The 18,921-nt window shown below is 74.8% G+C and carries 18 protein-coding genes; 6 read left to right on the top strand and 12 right to left on the bottom strand.

The features are described 5' to 3' along the window. Window positions 1–17 precede the first annotated feature (17 nt). Entirely contained in the window at window positions 18–989 is a 972-nt protein-coding gene (locus tag ACZ51S_RS06290) for a helix-turn-helix domain-containing protein (RefSeq protein ID WP_468478910.1), read from the bottom strand. 120 nt (window positions 990–1,109) lie between these two features. On the opposite strand from ACZ51S_RS06290, the gene ACZ51S_RS06285 reads away from it, so the two are divergent. Both ACZ51S_RS06285 and ACZ51S_RS06280 read left to right on the top strand, forming a co-directional pair. Then, window positions 1,110–2,150, top strand: a complete 1,041-nt coding sequence (locus ACZ51S_RS06285) for a saccharopine dehydrogenase family protein (protein ID WP_468478911.1) — start codon at window positions 1,110–1,112, stop codon at window positions 2,148–2,150. Between the two features lie 130 nt (window positions 2,151–2,280). Continuing rightward, window positions 2,281–3,357 carry an enoyl-CoA hydratase/isomerase family protein gene (locus ACZ51S_RS06280; RefSeq protein WP_468802713.1) on the top strand — a complete coding sequence of 359 codons (1,077 nt, stop codon included), beginning with the start codon at window positions 2,281–2,283 and terminating at the stop codon, window positions 3,355–3,357. Between the two features lie 157 nt (window positions 3,358–3,514). On the opposite strand, the gene ACZ51S_RS06275 is transcribed toward ACZ51S_RS06280, so the two are convergent. After that, on the bottom strand, window positions 3,515–4,258 hold the full coding sequence (locus ACZ51S_RS06275) for a TetR/AcrR family transcriptional regulator (protein ID WP_468478912.1): 744 nt from the start codon (window positions 4,256–4,258) through the stop codon (window positions 3,515–3,517). Between the two features lie 108 nt (window positions 4,259–4,366). Beyond that, window positions 4,367–5,290, bottom strand: a complete 924-nt coding sequence (locus ACZ51S_RS06270) for an SDR family oxidoreductase (protein ID WP_468478913.1) — start codon at window positions 5,288–5,290, stop codon at window positions 4,367–4,369. Between the two features lie 156 nt (window positions 5,291–5,446). On the opposite strand from ACZ51S_RS06270, the gene ACZ51S_RS06265 reads away from it, so the two are divergent. Further along, window positions 5,447–6,247 carry a hypothetical protein gene (locus tag ACZ51S_RS06265; RefSeq protein ID WP_468802677.1) on the top strand — a complete coding sequence of 267 codons (801 nt, stop codon included), beginning with the start codon at window positions 5,447–5,449 and terminating at the stop codon, window positions 6,245–6,247. Between the two features lie 38 nt (window positions 6,248–6,285). On the opposite strand, the gene ACZ51S_RS06260 is transcribed toward ACZ51S_RS06265, so the two are convergent. The 4 genes from ACZ51S_RS06260 to ACZ51S_RS06245 form a co-directional block, all read right to left on the bottom strand. Then, entirely contained in the window at window positions 6,286–6,432 is a 147-nt protein-coding gene (locus ACZ51S_RS06260; protein WP_468478915.1) for a hypothetical protein, read from the bottom strand. Between the two features lie 67 nt (window positions 6,433–6,499). Beyond that, window positions 6,500–8,107 carry a molybdopterin-dependent oxidoreductase gene (locus tag ACZ51S_RS06255; RefSeq protein ID WP_468959913.1) on the bottom strand — a complete coding sequence of 536 codons (1,608 nt, stop codon included), beginning with the start codon at window positions 8,105–8,107 and terminating at the stop codon, window positions 6,500–6,502. A 67-nt stretch (window positions 8,108–8,174) separates the two neighbouring features. Then, a complete protein-coding gene (locus ACZ51S_RS06250; protein ID WP_388931498.1) occupies window positions 8,175–8,354 on the bottom strand; it encodes a hypothetical protein in 180 nt (59 codons plus the stop codon). 206 nt (window positions 8,355–8,560) lie between these two features. Next, on the bottom strand, window positions 8,561–10,246 hold the full coding sequence (locus ACZ51S_RS06245; protein ID WP_468959911.1) for a ricin-type beta-trefoil lectin domain protein: 1,686 nt from the start codon (window positions 10,244–10,246) through the stop codon (window positions 8,561–8,563). A 215-nt stretch (window positions 10,247–10,461) separates the two neighbouring features. Between ACZ51S_RS06245 and ACZ51S_RS06240 the strand changes: the two genes are divergently transcribed. The 3 genes from ACZ51S_RS06240 (at window position 10,462) to ACZ51S_RS06230 (ending at window position 12,547) form a co-directional block, all read left to right on the top strand. Then, window positions 10,462–11,118, top strand: a complete 657-nt coding sequence (locus ACZ51S_RS06240; RefSeq protein ID WP_468478917.1) for a TetR family transcriptional regulator — start codon at window positions 10,462–10,464, stop codon at window positions 11,116–11,118. Between the two features lie 23 nt (window positions 11,119–11,141). Then, the gene (locus tag ACZ51S_RS06235; RefSeq protein ID WP_468478918.1) at window positions 11,142–12,062 is read left to right on the top strand and encodes a serine/threonine dehydratase; all 921 of its coding nucleotides are present in this window, start codon (window positions 11,142–11,144) and stop codon (window positions 12,060–12,062) included. A gap of 125 nt (window positions 12,063–12,187) precedes the next feature. Then, a complete protein-coding gene (locus tag ACZ51S_RS06230) occupies window positions 12,188–12,547 on the top strand; it encodes a hypothetical protein (RefSeq protein WP_388931508.1) in 360 nt (119 codons plus the stop codon). Window positions 12,548–12,628: 81 nt separating this feature from the next. Here ACZ51S_RS06230 and ACZ51S_RS06225 read toward each other — a convergent pair whose 3' ends face one another. Genes ACZ51S_RS06225 through ACZ51S_RS06205 form a run of 5 tightly spaced genes read right to left on the bottom strand, consistent with a single transcriptional unit; the run spans window position 12,629 to window position 18,905 of the window. Beyond that, the gene (locus ACZ51S_RS06225) at window positions 12,629–12,841 is read right to left on the bottom strand and encodes a hypothetical protein (RefSeq protein ID WP_468478919.1); all 213 of its coding nucleotides are present in this window, start codon (window positions 12,839–12,841) and stop codon (window positions 12,629–12,631) included. Then, the gene (locus ACZ51S_RS06220) at window positions 12,838–14,754 is read right to left on the bottom strand and encodes a peroxidase family protein (RefSeq protein ID WP_468959908.1); all 1,917 of its coding nucleotides are present in this window, start codon (window positions 14,752–14,754) and stop codon (window positions 12,838–12,840) included. Before ACZ51S_RS06220 ends, ACZ51S_RS06225 begins: the two co-directional genes overlap by 4 nt. Before the next feature lie 9 nt (window positions 14,755–14,763). Beyond that, complete coding sequence (locus ACZ51S_RS06215) at window positions 14,764–16,128, bottom strand: alpha/beta fold hydrolase (RefSeq protein WP_468802672.1); 1,365 nt, start codon at window positions 16,126–16,128, stop codon at window positions 14,764–14,766. A gap of 12 nt (window positions 16,129–16,140) precedes the next feature. Next, entirely contained in the window at window positions 16,141–17,493 is a 1,353-nt protein-coding gene (locus ACZ51S_RS06210) for a cytochrome P450 (RefSeq protein ID WP_468959905.1), read from the bottom strand. Then, window positions 17,490–18,905: an FAD-binding oxidoreductase gene (locus ACZ51S_RS06205; RefSeq protein WP_468959903.1), complete on the bottom strand. Its 1,416-nt coding sequence runs from the start codon at window positions 18,903–18,905 to the stop codon at window positions 17,490–17,492. Before ACZ51S_RS06205 ends, ACZ51S_RS06210 begins: the two co-directional genes overlap by 4 nt. Window positions 18,906–18,921 lie beyond the last annotated feature (16 nt).

Here is an 18,921-nt window from a genome sequence, read left to right as displayed (position 1 = left end):
ACCCCGCCCGTGCGGTGTCACCCGCTGCCGAAGCGCTCGGGCCCGGGGCGGGTGCCGGAGCGGAAGGTGCGGCGGTAGGCGTCCGGGGGGACGCCGACGGTCCGGTGGAAGTGCCGTCGCAGGGTGGTGGAGGTGCCCATGCCGGTGGCGCCGGCGATGGCCTCGATGGTCTCGTCCGTGGTCTCCAGCAGCTCCTGGGCACGGCGGATGCGCTGGGCGTGGAGCCACTTCAGCGGGGTGGTGCCGGTGAGCGAGGTGAAGTGGCGGGCCAGGTGGCGCGAGCTCATGCGTGCCTGTCGGGCCAGGTCTTCCACGGTGAGCGGCTCGTCCAGGCGCCGGAGGACCCAGGGGAAGAGGCCGGCGAGGGGATGGTTGCCGGGATCGGGAACCGGGGTGGAGATGAACTGGGCCTGCCCGCCGTCGCGATGCGGTGCCACGACCAGCCGACGGGCGATCTTGTTGGCGTTCGCCGAGCCGTGGTCGAGGCGGACGAGGTGGAGGCACAGGTCCATGGCGGCGGCCTTGCCGGCGGAGGTGAGCACGTCGCCGTCGTCGACGTAGAGCACGTCCGGGTCGACCGTGACGCCGGGATGGCGCCGGGCGAGTTCCCCCGTGTGGGCCCAGTGCGTGGTGGCGCGCTTGCCGTCCAGCAGGCCCGCGGCGGCCAGCACGAACGCGCCCGTGCACAGGGACACCACGCGTGCGCCCGCCGCGTGGGCCGCGCGCACCGCGTCGAGGAGTGCCGCGGGCGGCTCGACGTCCGTGTCGGCCCAGCCGGGGACGATCACGGTGTCGGCGTGCGGGAGGTGATCGAGTCCGTGGTCCATGTCCACGTGGTAGCGGCCGATCCGCACGGAGCCGGGGCCACAGAGGGAGAAGTCGTACCAGGGGTCCACGAGGTGGGTCAGGTCCGAGCCGAACACCTCGGTCGCCAGGGACAGTTCGAAATGCAGCATGCCGTCGGTGACGGCCAGCGCGACGGTATGCATGTCCGGAAGTGTACGAGGCGTGTCGTTCCGGACGCTCGTGGGAGGGGCTGCCCGACGACAGGATGTCCAGGACGGAACACCGCGGAGCAGCCGCGGACCAGCGGACACGGGGAGCGACTCATGGGGTCGGAGCAGCGGGTGGCGGTTTTCGGTGCGTACGGGCACACCGGACGGTTCGTCGTGGCGGAGTTGCTCGGGCGTGGGTACACCCCGGTGCTCAGCGGACGTGACGCGGACAAGCTGAAGGCGCAGGCGCACGAGGCCGGCCTCGACGCCCGCGTGGCGTCGGCCGGTGATCCGGCCTCCCTCGACCGCGCCCTGGCCGGTACGTCCGCCGTGATCAACTGCGCCGGGCCGTTCGCGTCGACGACGGCCCCCGTCATCGAGGCCGCCCTGAGGGCGCGGATTCCGTACCTGGACGTCGCGGCCGAGATCGAGGCCAACCTCGACACCTTCGCGCACTTCTCCGACCGGGCGCGCGAAGCGGGAGCGCTCATCGTCCCGGCGATGGCCTTCTTCGGCGGTCTGGGCGACCTGCTGGCCACGGCGGCGATGGGCGACTGGACCGAGGCCGACTCGGCGCACGTCGCCTACGGACTGAGCCACTGGCACCCCACCGCCGGCACCAGGCTGTCCGGCGCGGTCTCCCGGGAGCGGCGCGGCGACCACCGCCTGCGCTACACCGGAGGCCGCTGGGAGCGCCGCACCGATGCCCCGCCCGCCCTGGAATGGTCCTTCCCCGAGCCCATGGGACCGCGCCGGGTGATCGGGGAGTTCACCATGGCCGACGTCGTGACCATCCCCAGCCACCTGTCCGTCCCGGACGTGACCACGTACATGACCGCCGAGGCGGCCCGCGACGTCGTCGCGCCCGACACGCCCGCGCCGGCCGCCGCCGACGAGAGCGGCCGGTCCGACCAGACCTTCCTCGTCGACGCCGTCGTACGGTCGGGCGGCGCCGAACGGCGCGCCGTCGCGCGCGGGCAGGACATCTACGCCGTCACCGCGCCCCTCGTCGTGGAAGCACTCGACCGCGTCCTCGGCGGCCGCACCCGCGTGGTCGGCGTCGCCTCCGCGGGCCGGATGTTCGATGCCGTCGGCTTCCTGCGCGCGCTGTCCCCGCACATCTGGCTGGAAATGTCTCCCCGGGGATCGTCCTGAGCCTCCGGACCGCGCCGGTCCGCCACCCGTTCGCCGGACCGCCGGTGCCCGTGCGCCCGTTCGCCGCAAACCCGATCAGACTTGACAAGATCGTTAGAAACGATCTTCATATGGCGACGGAAGCGACATACTGACGGACGTGACCGAAGACACCGTTCTCATCGAGACCGACGGTTGTACGGGGCTGATCACCCTCAACCGTCCCCAGGCCCTCAACGCACTCACCCACTCCATGGTGCTGAGGATCGGCGAAGCCCTGACGGCCTGGGAGCACGACCCGGCCGTCAGCCAGGTCCTCCTGCGCGGGGCCGGTGAGCGCGGCCTGTGCGCGGGCGGGGACATCAGGGCCATCCACGCCGACGCGAAGGCCGGCACCACCGGCTCCCTCGGCTTCTGGCGGGACGAGTACCGGCTCAACGCCCGCATCGCCCGCTACCCCAAGCCGTACGTGGCCCTCATGGACGGGATCGTGATGGGCGGCGGCGTCGGGCTCTCGGCCCACGGCGGCGTCCGCATCGTCACCGAACGCTCCCGCGTGGCCATGCCCGAGACCGGCATCGGCTTCGTCCCCGACGTCGGCGGCACCTACCTGCTCTCCCGCGCCCCCGGCGAACTCGGCACCCACCTGGCCCTGACCGGCACCGCGATCGGCCCCGGCGACGCCATGCTGTGCGGACTCGCCGACCACTACCTGCCCTCCGACTGGCTGGAGGAGTTCACCCGGGAGCTGACCGCCGCGCCCGTGGCCGAGGTGCTGCCCAAGTTCGGCGGCGCGACCCTCCCCGGGTCCCCGCTCGCCGCCGAGCGGGAGTGGATCGACCGCTGCTACGCCGCCGACACCGTCGAGGAGATCCACTCCCGGCTGCGCGGCTCCGGTCTGCCGGCCGCGCGGGAGGCCTCGGAGCTCCTGCACGCCAAGTCGCCCACCTCCCTCAAGGTCACCCTGGCCGCGCTGCGCCGCGCCCGTGAACTGGACTCGCTGGAGCGCGTGCTGGAGCAGGAGTACCGGGTCTCCGCCGCCGCGCTGTCCACACCCGACCTGGTGGAGGGCATCCGGGCCCAGGTGATCGACAAGGACCGGCGCCCGCGCTGGTCCCCGGCCGCCCTCTTCCAGGTCCGGCAGGCCTCGGTGGAACGGCACTTCGCCCCGCTCGGCGAGGGCCGCGAACTGACCTTCCCGGAGCACGGGCCGGCCGGCCGCGGCTGATCCGGGTCACCGGGCGTCCCGGAGCGACCGCGCGCCGGCCCGGGCCCCCCGGCCTCCCGTGTCAGCCCCGGCGGCCCCCCGCCCACGGGCCCTGGTTTCCGCGCTTCCCGCCCGCGGCGACCGGGCCGGCCGGGACCGCCCGGCCGCGCCTCCCGCTTCAGCCCCGCTCGAGCCGGGCCGCAAGACCGTCGAGGACCCGCTGGAGCCCGTAGTCGAAGTTCTCCTCCCGCAGCCGCTCCGGATCCCTGCCGTGCTTGGAGTAGGCGTGGTCCCTCACCACCGGGTGGTCCTCCAGGGCCGCCTCGGCGGCGGGCAGCAACGATTCCAGCCACTCCGCCTCGCTCTTCCCGCTGCGGGCGAGCAGCGAGAGGTAGGAGGCCTCGCTGGTCGTGGCGCCGATGACGTAGGAGATGACGGCCTTCACCGCGAGGTCCGCCTCGGCCGCCGGGAACCCGGCCGACAGGGCCAGCCTCAGCAGCCGGTCCGACATCCGGATCAGGTTCGGTCCCAGGTACGCCAGACCGACCTGGCCGAGGACCGAGGCCACCCAGGGGTGGCGCAGCACCATGTCGCGCAGGCTGTGCCCGCACTGCGACAGCGCCTCGCGCCACCCGTCCGGGCCGCCGCCCTCGGGCAGCTCCAGCTCCCCGTACACCTGGTCCACGACCAGCTCGATCAGCTCGTCCTTGTTGGCCACGTGCCGGTACAGCGAGGTGGCGGCCGTGCCCATCTCGGCGCCGAGCCTGCGCATGCTCAGCGCCTCGATGCCCGCCGCGTCCAGGAGCCGCACGGCGGCGGCGACGATCTGCTCCTGGCTGAGCGCGGGCTGTTCCTTCTGGCGGCGCGGCCGGGTCCACACGGAGGGCACGGGCGCGGAGGTCTGCTGCTCTGGAGAGGACATACCCCCCACCTTACCCACCCGTGCGCACGGTGTACGCACCATGCGTACACCCGTTTCGGCACCTCCGCCCGAAAACCGGCCCGCCCGCCCCCGGAGGCCGTCGGCGGCTCAGCGGTAGCCGGTGGTGTCCGCCGGCAGGTCCCGGTCCTGGACCTCGACCAGGTACCGCCAGGCATCCGGCCGGCTCCCGTCGAGGTCCGTGAACCCGTAGACGCCCGCGAGCTGCCCGCTGGAGAGGGACTGCCCGTTCCAGCGGGACACCTCCGGGTCGCCCGCCAGCGCCGCGACCGCGCGGCCCACGTAGGAGGGGGTCTCGGAGATCGCGAAGTGCGGGACCTTCTCCAGCGCGTCCCGCCAGTTGTCCTCCGTCACCCCGAAGGTCTCCAGCATGATCTCCGAACGCAGCCAGCCCGGGGTCAGCGCCACCGCCGTCGCCCCGCGCGGACCCAGCTCGTGCCCGAGGGAGAACGCCATCCGCAGCACCGCCGACTTGGCGAGGTCGTAGAAGAAGGAGTTGCGGTAGCGGGTCGCGTTGTACTCGGCCGTACCGTCCGTCATCTCCACCACCAGACCGCCCCGTTCGCGCAGCATCAGCGGCAGCGCGAAGTGACTGGTCACGGCATGGGTGTCGATCGCCAGCCGGAGCAGCCGGAGCCCCCGGTCCAGGTCGTGTTCCCAGACGGGGCTCTCCCACTCGAAGAGGTGCTCCGCGCCCCAGATGTCGTTCACCAGCACGTCGAGACGGCCCTGCTCGGCGTCGATCCGCCCCACCAGCGCCTCGACCTGGTCCGGCACCAGATGGTCCGCGACCACCGCGACGCCCCGCCCGCCGGCGGCCGTCACCAGCTCGGCCGTCCCCTCGATCGTCTCCGGACGGCCGTACTCCGAGGGCCGCCCGGCGGTACTGCGTCCCGACACGTAGACCGTCGCCCCCCGCGCCCCCAGCTGGACCGCGATCCCGCGCCCCGCGCCCCGCGTCGCCCCGGCCACCAGGGCCACCCTGCCCTCGAGGTCCCGCTCGTCGTCGCGCACGCCCCGACCCTACGCCCGCCGCCCCGCGCACCGTGGCCGGATCGGCGCTCTTTCCGGCGTGGCGCGGGTACGGCTGGATGGCGTGGGAACCCCGGCCCCCGAAGCCCCCCGCGCCCCCGCGCCCCCGCGCCCCCGCCCCCAGGAAGGCACAGGCCGATGAACGCACCCGCCATGACCGGCTTCGACGAGGTCTACGGACTGCCCGACCCGCGCGGCTACTTCACCCGGCTCCAGCCGTACGCCTACCAGACCCCCGCACACGCCCAGCCGGTGTTCCGCGCCCTGGCCGGCGAGCTCGCACCGGGCCGGCGCACGGTGCTCGACGTCTGCTGCTCGTACGGGATCAACGCGGCCCTCCTCAACCACGACGTGACCCTGGACGAGCTGTACGCGCACTACACCTCACCGTCCGCCGCGCGCCTGACCACCGCCGAACTCATCCTCCGCGACCGGGACTTCTACGCCGGGCGCCGCCGCCCCGACGCCGTACGGGTCATCGGCACCGACATCTCGGGGCCCGCCGTGCGGTACGCCCTGGCGGCCGGGCTGCTCGACGAGGGCTACGCGGAGGACCTGGAGGCCGCCGAGCCGGGGGAGCCGCTGCGCCGCTCCCTCCCCGGCGTCGGCCTGATCACCGTCACGGGCGGGACCACCTTCCTCACCGGGCGCACCTTCGCCCGGCTGCTCACGGCCATCGGCGCCCCCGTCCCGGTGGCGGCCTTCGTCCTGCGCACCCACGACTACCGGGCCATCACCGCCTGCATGGAGTCGTACGGGCTGGCCGTCGTGCGCGCCCCGGACACCCGTCCCCAGCGGCGCTTCACCGACCCCCGCGAGCAGGCCCTCGCCGAGGCCGCCGTCACCGCCCTCGGCGAGGACCCCGAAGGGAAGGAGTCGGCGGGACACTTCCACACCCGGCTCCACCTGGCCCGCCCCGCGGGCCGGGCGGGTCTCTGACCACACGGAACTCTGGTCGCGTCTCATCGAAGCGCAGCTCAGGGAGGTTTCCGGCCGGTGAGGAACACGGCGGCTTCCGCCTCCGCCTCAGCCGGCCCGACGGTGACCGGGCCGGCGTGGGCGCCGCCCGCGACGAGCGTCGTCAGCCGCTCGGGGTGACTGGCGAGGAGATGCGGGCCGATCATGGCGCCCATCGAGGCGCCCCACACGGCCGCCTGCGCGTGCAACGTCTTCTGCCGGGCGCGGCCCCCGTCAGGGGCGCACGTCCACCGTGACGGAGTGCCGGCCCGTCGCCCCGTCGGGCAGGGTGCCCCGGCGCTGTTCCGGCTGCACCGCGCCCTGTCCGTCGGTGGCCCGGACCTGAAGGGTGTGCCGCCCGGGCGCCGCCTCCCACGGCCACAGCCACTGCCGCCAGGTGTCCACCCCGTCCGCCGCGCCGAGCCGGGCCTCCCGCCAGGGCCCGTCGTCGGCCCGTACCTCCACCCGGGCGATTCCCCGGTGCTGTGCCCACGCCACCCCGGCCACCGCGACCGGGCCGGCCGGCAACCGCGAGAAGGGGCGCGGGGTGTCGATGCGGGACTGCGTCTTGACCGGCGCCCGCCGCGCCCAGGACCGGCGCACCCAGTAGGCGTCGTACGCGTCGAAGGTGGTCAGCCGCAGCTCGCGCAGCCACTTGCAGGCGGAGACGTACCCGTAGAGGCCCGGGACGACCATCCGTACCGGGAAGCCGTGCGCGAAGGGGAGCGGCTCCCCGTTCATCCCGACGGCCAGCAGCGCCTCCCGGCCGTCCATGACCGTCTCGACGGGGGTGCCGATCGTCATCCCGTCCACCGAGCGGGCCACCAGCTGGTCGGCGGGGCCGCCGCGCGACGGCGGCCGCACCCCGGCCTCGCGCAGCAGGTCCGCGAGGCGTACGCCGAGCCAGCGGGCGTTCCCCACGTAGGGGCCTCCGACCTCGTTGGACACGCAGCACAGCGTGATGTCGTGCTCGGTCAGCGGGCGGGCCAGCAGCTCCGCGAAGGTCAGCGTCAGCGGTGTGGCGACCCCGTCCCCGCGGATGTCGAGCCGCCAGGTGTCCGCGTCCACCCGGGGCACCACCAGGGCGGTGTCCACGCGGTAGAACTCCCGGGCGGGGGTGATGAACGGCCCCAGGCCCGGCACGCCCAGGTCCGCCCCGGCGGGTACCGGCGCCGCCCGGACGGCCGGGGGCGGCAGGACCAGGTCCGCCCGGGAGGAGGTGGCCCCCGCCGAGCCGTGGGCGCCGATACGCCGGCCCGCGTATCCCGCCGCCGCCGAGGCGGCCACGGTGGCCGCCAGCAGCCGGCCGAAGGCGCGCCGGTCCAGCGGCCAGGTCCCGCCGGAGCGGCCCGCGCCCGGGCGGGGCCGGCGCAGGGCGGCGGCCAGGACGTACAGCACTGCGGCCGCCACCGCCCCGCCCGCCAGCGAGGGCAGCGCGTCCTGCCAGGCCGCCTCGGGGCGGCTGAGCGCGGCCACCGCCCCGAGCAGCCCCACGGACACGGCGAGCGCGCAGCCCGCGCGGGGACGGCGTACCGCGAGGATCCCGGCCGCGGCGGCTGTCAGAGCCAGCAGGATCAGCGTCCCCAGGGTCAGCACCAGCTTGTCGGAGGTGCCGAAGGCCCGTACGGCCCATTCCCTGACGGCCGCCGGGGTACGGTCCACCACGGCCCCGCCGACCGCCGTGAGCGGGGCCGCCTCGGGGCGTACGAGCGCGGCGGCCGGCTCCGCCGCCGCCAGTCCGGCGAACCCGGCGGCCAGTCCGGCGAGTGCGGCGGCCGGTCCGCCGACGGCGCCCGCCTGGGCCGACGGGCGGCGCCCCGGCCGATGCCGCGTACGAGTCATCCGGAGCCACCTCCGCCGAGACGGGTCGGCCATCTCCCCCCGTCCTGTCACGGTAGCGCCGGCGCCGTCACCGGTGCGCGGCCCCGGGCGGCTGTGCCCGCACGGTCTCGCGGCCGCGGCTCCCTGCGGCGGCGCGCGCCTCCGGGGCGGGGCCGGCCGGGCGGCGCTTGCGCAGCTCGACGACACCGTCGGTGATGCCGGCGGCCGGTGCGGGGTTCCGGGTGAGCTCGTGCGCGGTCTCGGACATGTGGGTGCTCTCCTGTCGCCTCGTGGCCCTGGGGCGTGGGAGGGGGAGCCCGCCGAATCGTTCCGGCGGCCGCCCCCGGACCGGGCCAGTGAACCCAGCGCGCCGGCCGGGCGGGGGCGGCCGGGCCCAGGTTCCCCCGGAAGGGTGAGGGGCGGGGCGCGGTGCGGGCGGCCGCCCCCGCCGGAGCGGCGGGGGCGGCCGGAGGCTCAGACCGGCAGGGACCAGGCCTGGTCCACCTGGTGGTCGCCGCAGGCGGTCAGCCGCAGCCGCTCGGCCGGGGCGTCGGGGGTCGCGGGCGCGGCCGGGGCGGTCAGGCACTGCCCGCTCGTCTCCTCGACCAGGGTCCCGTCGCGCCGGTGGCTCCAGCTCTGCCCGGCCTGCCGGCCCGGCGCGCAGTCGGCCAGTTCCACGAGGCCGCCCGCGCGTGCCGTGAGGCACTCTCCGGCCAGCCGCAGCCGTCCGCCGCCGCCCAGGGTCCAGCGCTGGTCGGCCCCGGCGGTGCAGGTCCCCAGGACCACCGCGCCCGCCCCGGCGGTACTGGCCCCGTCCGCGCACTTGGCGCCGAGCCCGTTGATCTGCCCGGTCGGCACCGCCTCGGCGCAGCCGCGCGGGGTGAGCCGCCAGACCATCGTGTCGTGCGCGCCGAGCCGTCCGGTGAGGGAGTCCGCCACCCTGGCGCGCCGCCCGCTCCACAGGTCCTCGGCGTCCACCGCGCAGGGTGCGGGCAGTCCGATGTCGGCGAGCGGCACCGAGATGTCCCGGGTGCTGCCGGAGCGGTTGAGCACGGCCACGGCACGGTCGCCGTTCGCCAGCGGCCGGGCCAGCACCTCGAAGGTGGCGTTGGAGGAGACCACGGCGCCCTGCCGGCCCATCGGGTCCTGGTCCAGCTCGATCAGGCGGGTGTTGCCGAGGGCCGCGAGCCCGCCCGGGGTGAGCGCGGACACCTCGGAGGACAGGATGAAGGGGGCCGCCATCATCGCCCACAGCCCGACCTGGCTGCGGCTCTCCGCGTCCGTGAGGCCGGGGGCGCCCGCGATCAGGAAGTCGGGGTCGTTCCAGTTGCCGGGGCCCGCGTACCGGCCCAGCCAGCGGTTGTAGCCGTAGTTGCCGAGCACCGAGCTCCACCGGGAGGTGGCGGGCGCGTTCGGGGCGTACACCTTGATGTCCCGGCCCTCGCGCCACAACTGGCCCGTCTCCCCGACCCAGTCGAGGACCTTGTGCCAGTCGGAGCCGCCCCATTCGCCCTGCTGGAAGTAGGCGGGCGCGGAGGCCGACAGCACCATGGGCCGGCCGCTGTCGCGCAGGGCCCGGGCCACGGAGTTGTAGGCGTCCCGGTAGGCCTGCTCCTTGGTCTTCCCGGGCGGGATCCACAGGTTGCAGCCGTCCATCTTGACGTAGTCCACCTTCCACGACGCGAACTGCCGCGCGTCGCGGGCGTAGTGGTCCGGGCCGCCGCCCTCGGGCGAACCGCTGCCCGGGTAGCGCTCGCAGGTGAGGGAGCCGGCGTCCTCGTAGATGCCGAACTTGAGCCCCTTGGCGTGCAGGTACTCCCCGAGCCAGGCCATGCCGTGCGGGAACTTCCGGGCGTCGACGACCAGGTTCCCCCGCGCGTCGCGCTCCTTCAGCATCCAGCAGTCGTCCACGGTCACCGTGTCGTAGCCCTTCGCGGCGAGGCCGCTGGTGACGAGCGCGTCGGCGTTGGCGACCACGGTGGCCTCGTCGATGTCGCACATGTAGTGCGCCCAGTTGTTCCACCCCATCGGAGGGGTGAGCGCGAGCGGGGTGTCCCAGGTCGCGGTCGGCTCGGCCGCCGCCGGGGCGGGGCCGAGCGCGAGGGCGAGCAGGGCGGCCGCGGTCAGACAGGGGAGCGAGGCGCGCGGGCGAGGCGGCACGGGGCCTCCTTGGCGTGGGGGAGTACCGGCGGACGATCGTGCCCAGTGCAGCGGTGCGACTACCCGCTGTCAACATAAGTCGATGGTTATGGCTTGATGACCAGCAATATGGCCGCAGTCGATGTCACACGTCCGTGGTCGGCGGGCGGGAGGGCCGCGGACCCGCGACCACCGCCGATACGTCGTCTGATACGGCGGCTGATACGATGTATCCCATGCCGAGGAGATCAGCCGCCCTGGACCGCGCGACCCCCGGGGCCATCGCCGCCGCCGCCCTGCGCCTCCTCGACGAGGAAGGCCCCGGAGCCCTCAGCTTCCGCGCCCTCGCCGAGCGGCTCGACGTCTCCCACGCCACCGTCCAGCGCCGCTGCACCGACCTCGCCGGCCTGCTCGACCTGTGCACCGAGCACCTCGCCGGGCAGCTGCCCGAGATCCCCGCCGGCACCGACTGGGCCGAGGCCGCCGAACTGCGCTTCGGCGCCCTCTACCGGCTGCTCACCGCCCACCCCGGACTGCTCGTCCTGCGCGGCGGACGGCCCTGGCTCGGCCGGCAGCTGCTGGCCCGCCTCGTCGAACCCGCCCTCGCCGACAGCGTCGCCGCCGGGATGACCCCGGCCGAGGCCATGACCGTCTACCGCCGGATGTACCTGCTCACCCTGGGCAGCGCCGCCTTCGTCGACCACCGCGACCCGGCCGGGGCCACCGCGGCCTCCCGGGCCGCCCTCGCCGCGCTGGACCCGGCCGCGTTCCCGGTCCTCACGGGCGCGCTGGGCGACGTACTGCCCCCGCTGACCGACCACGAGGTGTACTACGGCGCCCTGCGCCAGCTCATCGAGGCAGCCCGGCCCGCCGGCCGGCGGCCCGAGTCCTGAACCGCGAAAGGCAGACCGCCCCCATGGAACAGCACCTCGACTACGCCGCCGTCCGCGCCGCGGCCGTCCGTACCGCCGGGGCCGTCCGGCCCGCCGCCGTGGTACCCGCCGCCGAAGGCGTCTGGTACGCCCTGGAGTACCTCCAGCACACCGGCTCCTTCAAGGCCCGCGGCGCGCACAACTTCCTCGCCGCGCACCGCGAGGCGGGCGGCCTCCCCTCCGCCGGGGTCACCATCGCCTCCGGCGGCAACGCCGGCCTGGCCTGCGCCTGGGCGGCCCGCGCGCAGGGCGTCCCCGCCACCGTGTTCCTCCCCGCCAACGCCCCGCGCGTCAAGGTCGACCGGCTGCGCGGCTACGGGGCCGACGTACGGCTCGTCGGCGACCGGTACGCCGAAGCGCTCGCCGCCTGCCGGGAGTTCGCCGACCGGAGCGGCGCGCTCAGCAGCCACGCCTACGACCACCCGCTCGTCGCCGCCGGCGCCGGAACCCTGCTCGACGAGGTACGGGCCGCGCTGCCCGGCCTGGACACCGTCGTCGTCGCGGTCGGCGGCGGCGGGCTGTTCGCCGGCGTCGCCACCGCCGCCCGCGAACACGGCGTCCGGGTGGTCGCGGCCGAACCGGAACACTGCCGGGCCCTGAACGCCGCCCTGGAGGCGGGCGGGCCCGTGGACGTCCCCGTGTCCTCCGTGGCGGCCGACTCCCTCGGCGCCACCCGGGTCTCGGCCGACGCCTACGCCGCCGCCCGGCACGGCAACAGCCTGTCGGTGCTCGTCCCGGACGAGGCGATCGGCTCCGCCCGCCGGGCCCTGTGGGAGGAACACCGCATCGTGGTCGAGGCCGGGGCAGCCACCGCCCTGGCGGCCCTGCGCACCGCGCCGGAGCCGCTGGGCGAGCGGGTCGCCGTCGTCCTGTGCGGGGCGAACACCGACCCCCGGGACCTCTGAACGCAGCGACGATGGTCGCCCCGCCCCGCGACTTTCGAGTACGGCGCGCCCGCCCCGTCCCTGCGAGGCTCTGACGCGTCGGTGCGCACCGCACCGCCACGTCGAGGGCACGGAGGAACGGGGCCATGGCTCAGCGCAAGGGTTGTCTCATCGGGTGCGGTATCGCCCTGGTGGTGGGGGTGGGGCTCCTCGTGGCGCTCTTCTTCGGGGCGGCCAAGGTCCTCGACATAGCCGACAAGACCCTGCTCGACCCGAAGGTCTACGAGGAGGTGCGCGTCGGCGACGCCGAGGGCGAGGTCCGCGCGAAGCTGCCCTCGGGCGACACCTTCGTCAAGGACGCCCTCAAGGACGGCGGCCCGGCGGAGCCCGCCGGCAGCGTCTGCGCCTGGTACCTCTCCGCCGCCGACGGGCAGACCGAGGACGTGCTCCGCTTCTGCTTCAAGGACGGCAGGCTCGCCGAGAAGGCCCAGTACCGCATGAAGTAGCACCCGCACGGTAAGCGGCCGGACCTCCCCGTCCGCCCTGGACGCCGCCCACGTTCCCCGGCCTCGCCGTCACCCTCCGCCTCAGCCCGACCGGCCGTCCAGCCGGGCGGCCGAGCGGGAGAGGCCGTCGGCGGCCGTGGCGCACCGCCGGGCCAGTTCCTCGACCCGGGCCCGGAAGGCGTCGGCCTGCGGACCCCTCCACTCCAGGACGTCACAGGCACCGCGCAGCCGGTCCGCCCGCTCGCGCAGGGCGGCGGCGTGGCTGCGCAGGCCGTCGGCGGGGTGTCCGCTCACGACCGCTCCTTCCAGGGCGCGAAGGCGTTGGTCACTCCGGCCAGGGCCGGGGCCAGCTCGGGGTGGTGCCGCAGCAGCACGGTGACCATCGAGTTCCGGTCGATCCAGCGCAGCCCCTCGGCCGTGTAGACCTCCGGCCGGTAGTCCGTGGTGAAGAACCGGTCGCTCTTGATCCGGCGGCTGGCCATCAGGACGAAGACCCGGAAGAGGGTGTCGCTGAAGCCGAAGCCCGCCGGCCGCGGCTCGGCCAGGTTCCCGACCAGGGTGTCCACCCGGTCGAGGCGGCCGTCGTAGAGCTCGCGCAGCAGCGGGGTGTCGCCCGGGTGGCCCCCGGTCAGCTCCTCGAAGGAGGTGACGGGCCGCTTGCGCAGCATCTGCCGCTGGGCGTTGTAGCGGGGGATGCCCCGCTCGCGGTCGCGCAGGACGTCCACGGTCCCGAGGTCGATGTGTTCGCCGGAGAGCCGCTTGAGGTTGCGCAGCGCGTCCGGATGGTTGTGCAGGACCAGGGCCCCCGGGTTCGAGACGCCGAAGGTGTAGAACAGGTCGCTCATCCCGTAGGCGTCGATCGCGGTGCGCGTGGTCGCGCCCTGCATGTCGTCGAAGCCGATGACCTCGCGCCGCTCCCCCCGCCGGTGGTCGCGGACGGTGACCTCGTCGGGGATCAGCGGGTGCAGCCGGTACGCCGACACGAACTCCTCCGTCATGGAGAAGGGCGCGGCGTGGTGGTCGGTGCCGGACCCCAGGGTGCCGCTGAGCGCCTCTCCGCCGATCCGGCCGAAGGTCCTGGTGACCCAGCGGGGCAGCAGCCCGTACCAGTTGGCGCGCATCGCGCGGTGCACCACGGGGTGGTCGAGGATCCCCGGGGTCCACTCCACGGTGTGGATCTTCGCCATCAGGGCGGTGTTGACCAGCCGCGCCGTGTGGAAGATCCGCTCGTCGTCCCAGGTGGGGTGGTGCGAACGGACCAGATCGCAGATGGAGTTGTGCTCCTTGGCGAAGAGGGTGTGCAGCAGCGACAGACCGGTCCAGTAGTCGCTGTTCATCCCGGTGGCGTCGAGGCAGTCCATCCCGGGCCGCGGATCGGCCGGCAGCCGCCCGCCGTCGACGATCAGGTGCCCGTGCTCCCCGGTGCGCAGGGAACGGCAGCGGGCCTCGTCGGATCCGTACAGCTGCGAGCCGTCCCACCAGTGGCTGACGGTGTTCTCGTACGTCGGCGGGACGTGCGGGGTGGTGTGCGCGACCGGGTCGGGGCGGGTGCGGTGCACCCGCATCGGGCAGCTGCCGCCCCGCTCGGCCCAGTCGTCGTCGGCGGCGAGCGGGACGGTGAAGGGCTCGGCCTCCTCGTTGTCCCCGTGGTTGGCCCAGCCGTGGTTCTGGAACTGGATCCACGCGGCGGCCAGCAGGTTCAGGGTGGGAGCCGGGGTGAAGCCGCGCCGGGCCAGCAGCTGCCGGCTGACCTCGCGGGGACTGGGCGTCATCAGCGCCGCGTCCTCGTCCGGGTACGCCATGTGCAGCGGCGCGTTGCGGTCCAGGCGGGTGCCGGCCCGGCCCATGTCCTCGTCGTACGGGTCGTAGCCCGAGCCGTCGTACGAGCGGTACGGCGCGAGGTCCTTGGTGGGCCGCCGGTCGCGCTCACCGCCCGCCCCGAAGGTGTCGTGCAGGTTGTGCCGGCGCAGGTCACCGCGGATCACGGACAGGTTCAGCAGCCCGACCGGGCCCGGCAGTTCGTACCACTCGCGGGTGCGGTTGATCCGGGCGAAGGCCGCCGACTCCAGCCGCTCCAGCAGGCCGGGCGGGCCGTACGGCTGCGGCGGCGCGGGCGGCGGCTGGTGCCGGCGGGAGGTCTGCGACGGCAGTTCCGGCGCGGCCGGCGCCGTATCCGTCGGGGGTGTGCGGGGGTCGGTGTCGGTCATACGGGGTCCTCAGCGGTCGTGGAGGGTGAAGAGGTGCGTGCCGGTGACCCGGCCGCGGAAGGCGGCGAGCTCGGAGTCGACGTGCGTGCGCGCGTGCGGGACGTCGTGTTCGAGGTTGTGCGCGTACCGTTCGGCGGCATGGCACAGCGGGAAGGCGTGGGTGTCGTCGGTCCAGGTGAACTCCGTGAACTGTTTGGGCAGTTCGTACGGCGACACCGAGGAGCGGCCCTCCAGGCTCGGCACGATGTCGTGCTCGTTGACGAGGGACACCACCCGGGTGCGGGGATCGGCGGCCCGCTTCTGGTCGATGGGCGACCCGATCGCCACCACGTGCGTCACCGTGTACAGCGCGTTGAAGTCGCGGCTCGCCGCCAGGTTCATCGCGGTGATCCCGCCCTGGCTGTGGCCGACCAGCGCGACCTGCGAACCGGAGGGGACGAGCCGGCGCAGGGCCCTGACCACCGCGCGGGTGTAGGTGGTGTCGAGGGCGCCCACGGCGTCGATGGCGCCCAGCAGGTCCTGCGGACTCTCCTGGTTGAAGCTCGGGCCCATTCCGGGCAGCTGGACGACGAACCGGCGCTCGCCGTCCGGCCCGGAGACCTGCTGGACGAGGAGCATGCCGCGGGAGCCGATCCGGCCGATGTTGCGCACGTAGCCGACGATGGTGCCCGAGGTGTCGATGCTGCCCAGCAGCGCGGCCGAGGGGGTGTGCGGTTCGGCGCGGCCGCGGCCCCGGTTGAGGAACGTCCACACCGAGTTGCCGACCCCCAGGAGGTAGTCGGAGGTCAGCGGCCGGCCGGTGGCGATCTGCCAGCCGGCGGTGTCGTTGAAGGGGTTCTCGTCGGTGAGCGCGTTCCACGCCATGATGTCGGTGAAGGACGGCGCCAGCAGGGCCAGGGCGTACTCCGCGCCCTTCTCGGTCAGCAGCCCCCTGAAGAGGCGTACCGCCTCGGCCTGGCGGTCCTCGTCGATGGCGCGCAGCAGCCGCGAGGTGGTGGGGTTGTCGAGCAGCTCCGGGTGGCGCACGGCGGCCGCCCGGATCCGCGCCTTGAGCCCGGCGACGGCCAGGCTGACGGCCAGGCTCTCGCGACTGGTGAGCACCCCGGCCAGCCAGAGCGCCCCGGCGAGCGGGCCGCCGCCCTGCGGGGCCCAGCCCAGGCCCTCCGGGTCCATCAGGGTCCGCAGCAGGCCGCGCTGGGCGGCGCGGGACCGGCGGGGACCGGCCGCCGCCAGCGGCAGCCGGGAGCCGAGGGCGATCCGGGAGGCGTAGCGCGCGGCGTCGCGTACGGCGTCGGCCGCTTCGGCCAGTTCGCGGCAGACGTGGTGCAGGGAGGCGATGTCCGGCTGGGTGACGGACGCGTCGGCTTCGGTCATGTCGGACTCCTCCTACAGCCGGCCGAGGCGGAGCCGGATGCCCGCCGTGTCGAGGATCCCCGGCAGCGGACGCCCCGGGTCGAGCACCGGGCGGGCCCCGGTGAGGCGGTGGCCGCGCAGCACCTCGGCACAGACCAGGGAGGTGAGCAGCAGGGCGACGTACTCGCCCGGGCAGCGGGCGCCGCCGTGGCTGAACGGCGCCACCCGGGTGTCCCGGTGGACGTCCGGAGCCAGCCACCGGCCCGGCGCGAACAGGTTCCCGCCGTCGACCTGCTCCGGGTCGCGCTGGTGGAACCCCATCGGCACCAGGACGTTGGTGCCGGCCGGGTAGCGCACCCCGCGCCACTCGGTCTCCGTACGGGTCACCCGTACGAGATCGGGCACGATCGGGTACAGCCGCACCGACTCCTCCAGGCAGGCCCGCAGCCGCGGCAGCCCGGGGACGCGGTCGGCCGCCTCGGCGTGGGCCGCGTCCTGCTCGGCCGGGTGGTGCGCGAGCAGCAGCAGGGTCCGGGCGACGACCGGCGCGGAAAGGTCGATGCCCAGCAGCCAGTGGTGGGTCTGGCCCAGCGGGTCGGTGCCCTCCGGAGAGGGTTCGGCCAGGGCGCGGGCGACGAGGGTGTGCGCGGGCGCGTCGGCGGCGTACCGGGTGATCCGGGCCTCGATCTTGGAGTAGAGCGCCTTGGCGGCCTCCGGCTTGCTGCGGCCCATCCAGTTGGCATGGCCGCGCAGGGTGGCGAGCCAGTCGGACAGTTCCTGGTCGTCGGAGGCCTGGTCGCCGAGGACCACCCGCCGGGAGATGCGGGTCAGCGTCTTCCACAGCAGCGGGAAGTCGACGACGGAGCGGGAGGTGAGCCGCCGGCACTCCTCCTCGACGACGGTCCGGAACTCCGCGCAGGAGGGGTGCACCGGCTGGTCCGCGGCGAGCGCGTGGTCGTTGACCCGGCGGCGGTCCTCGCGCACCTGGCCATGCGAGCAGATCACCCCGGTGGGTTCGAAGACGGACAGGCTGGCGTACTTGTCGTCCGCGTCCATGGCGAGGTCCGCGACGGGCTGTTCGAAGAACCGCCGGATGTCGGTCTGGTCGAACAGGACCAGCATCTCGCCGGAGAGCGCGCGCACCATCACGGGCGCGCCCCGGTGCCGGGCCCGCATCGCCCGCAGCGTGGCGTTCGACCAGGCCGGCTGGTTGACGCGGGAGTACAGCGCCATGACCGGGAAGCGCGGGCTGGCGACTCCGCGCACGAAGACGGGCAGGGTGTGGGTGGCGACGAAGCGGACGGTCTCCGCCAGACCGGCCCGGACGGGGGGCAGCGCCGCCGCCTCGCCGCGCGCGCTGTCCGGGGCGTCGATGGACTGCGTCATACCGTGACCACCTTCCCGGGGTTGAGCAGGTTCTTCGGGTCGAAGAGCCGCTTGAGGCCGCGCTGGAGCTCCAGGGAGACCGGGCCCAGCTCGCGCTCCAGCCAGTCCCGCTTCAGCGTGCCGATGCCGTGTTCGCCGGTCGTGGTGCCGCCCAGTTCGAGGCCGGCGGCCATGATGGCGTCGTACGCCTCCTGGGCGCGGCGGAGCTCGTCCGCGTCGGACTCGTCGAAGACGACCGTGGGGTGCAGGTTGCCGTCCCCGGCGTGACCGAGGGTGAAGATCTTCAGCCGGTACCGCTCGGCGATCTCCTCGATCCGGCCGATCAGCCCGGGCAGGGCCGTCCGCGGGACCGCGACGTCCTCGATGAAGGCGGTGAGGCCTCCGCCCCGGGCGGCCATGTACGCGGCGAGGGCCGGACTGACCAGCCGGCGCGCCTCGATGATCTCGTACGCCTCCTCGCTGGTGGCGGAGCCCGCGACGTGCTCGGCGCCGGCCTCCTTGCAGAGGATCTCCATGGCGGACAGGTCCGAGGAGGGGGCGGCGGTGTCGCTCTCGACGATCAGGGTGGCGGCGCTGCCGGGGCGCAGCAGCGGGTGGGTGCCGAGGTCCGCGATCGCCTGCGTCGTGGCCCGGTCGAGGAGTTCGAGCGCGGAGGGGGTGTGGCCGGCCGCGGTGATCGCGGCGACGGCGTCCCCGGCGGCGGTCAGGCTGGGGAACTGGGCCAGCAGCGACAGCGCCGGCGGGCGGGCGGGCCGCAGGGCGAGGGTGGCGCCGACGACCACCGCCAGGGTGCCCTCCGAGCCGACGATCAGCCGCGTCAGGTCGTATCCGGCGACGCCCTTGGCGGTGTCCCGGCCGGTGCGCAGGCGCCGCCCGTCGGGCAGGACGAGGTCCAGCCCGAGGACGTAGTCGGCGGTGACCCCGTACTTCACGCAGCAGATGCCGCCCGCGCCGGTGGCGATGTTCCCGCCGATGGTGCAGCGGTCCCAGGAGGCCGGGTCCGGCGGGTACGTCAGCCCGTGCTCGGCCACGGCCTCCGCGAGGCGCCGGGTGGTGACCCCGGGCTCGCAGCGCACGAGGCGGTTGGCGGGGTCGACGGACAGGATCCGGTCCATCGCGGCGGTGGACAGCACCACGCAGCCGTCGACGGCGTTGGCGGCGCCGGCCAGGCCCGTGCGGGCGCCCTGGGGGACGACGGGGACGTCCAGTGCGTACGCGGTGCGCATGACGTGCTCGACCTGCTCGGCCGTGCGCGGGACGGCGATCACGGCGGGGGTGCCGCACTCGGAGAAGGGAGCGGAGTCCCGGGAGTGCGCGGCGAGTTCCGCCGGGTCGGTGAGCAGGGCTTCCGGGGGGAGCGCGGAGCGGAGCCTGCCGAGCAGCAGGGAGGTGGTGTCGCTGGTGGGGGGCATGCGGGCCTTCCGGGGC

Source organism: Streptomyces sp. NPDC034043 (assembly GCF_055575675.1).
This window is presented reverse-complemented; position numbering and strand designations above follow the sequence as displayed.

What these genes read in the sequence shown, in the direction of transcription:
- ACZ51S_RS06250 (WP_388931498.1), bottom strand. Translation starts at nt 8,354, where the DNA reads ATGTCCGAGACCGCGCACGAGCTCACCCGGAACCCCGCACCGGCCGCC.
- ACZ51S_RS06285 (WP_468478911.1), top strand. Translation starts at nt 1,110, where the DNA reads ATGGGGTCGGAGCAGCGGGTGGCGGTTTTCGGTGCGTACGGGCACACC.
- ACZ51S_RS06230 (WP_388931508.1), top strand. Translation starts at nt 12,188, where the DNA reads ATGGCTCAGCGCAAGGGTTGTCTCATCGGGTGCGGTATCGCCCTGGTG.
- ACZ51S_RS06210 (WP_468959905.1), bottom strand. Translation starts at nt 17,493, where the DNA reads ATGACGCAGTCCATCGACGCCCCGGACAGCGCGCGCGGCGAGGCGGCG.
- ACZ51S_RS06215 (WP_468802672.1), bottom strand. Translation starts at nt 16,128, where the DNA reads ATGACCGAAGCCGACGCGTCCGTCACCCAGCCGGACATCGCCTCCCTG.
- ACZ51S_RS06275 (WP_468478912.1), bottom strand. Translation starts at nt 4,258, where the DNA reads ATGTCCTCTCCAGAGCAGCAGACCTCCGCGCCCGTGCCCTCCGTGTGG.
- ACZ51S_RS06220 (WP_468959908.1), bottom strand. Translation starts at nt 14,754, where the DNA reads ATGACCGACACCGACCCCCGCACACCCCCGACGGATACGGCGCCGGCC.
- ACZ51S_RS06290 (WP_468478910.1), bottom strand. Translation starts at nt 989, where the DNA reads ATGCATACCGTCGCGCTGGCCGTCACCGACGGCATGCTGCATTTCGAA.
- ACZ51S_RS06265 (WP_468802677.1), top strand. Translation starts at nt 5,447, where the DNA reads ATGAACGCACCCGCCATGACCGGCTTCGACGAGGTCTACGGACTGCCC.
- ACZ51S_RS06255 (WP_468959913.1), bottom strand. Translation starts at nt 8,107, where the DNA reads ATGACTCGTACGCGGCATCGGCCGGGGCGCCGCCCGTCGGCCCAGGCG.
- ACZ51S_RS06235 (WP_468478918.1), top strand. Translation starts at nt 11,142, where the DNA reads ATGGAACAGCACCTCGACTACGCCGCCGTCCGCGCCGCGGCCGTCCGT.
- ACZ51S_RS06260 (WP_468478915.1), bottom strand. Translation starts at nt 6,432, where the DNA reads ATGATCGGCCCGCATCTCCTCGCCAGTCACCCCGAGCGGCTGACGACG.
- ACZ51S_RS06205 (WP_468959903.1), bottom strand. Translation starts at nt 18,905, where the DNA reads ATGCCCCCCACCAGCGACACCACCTCCCTGCTGCTCGGCAGGCTCCGC.
- ACZ51S_RS06240 (WP_468478917.1), top strand. Translation starts at nt 10,462, where the DNA reads ATGCCGAGGAGATCAGCCGCCCTGGACCGCGCGACCCCCGGGGCCATC.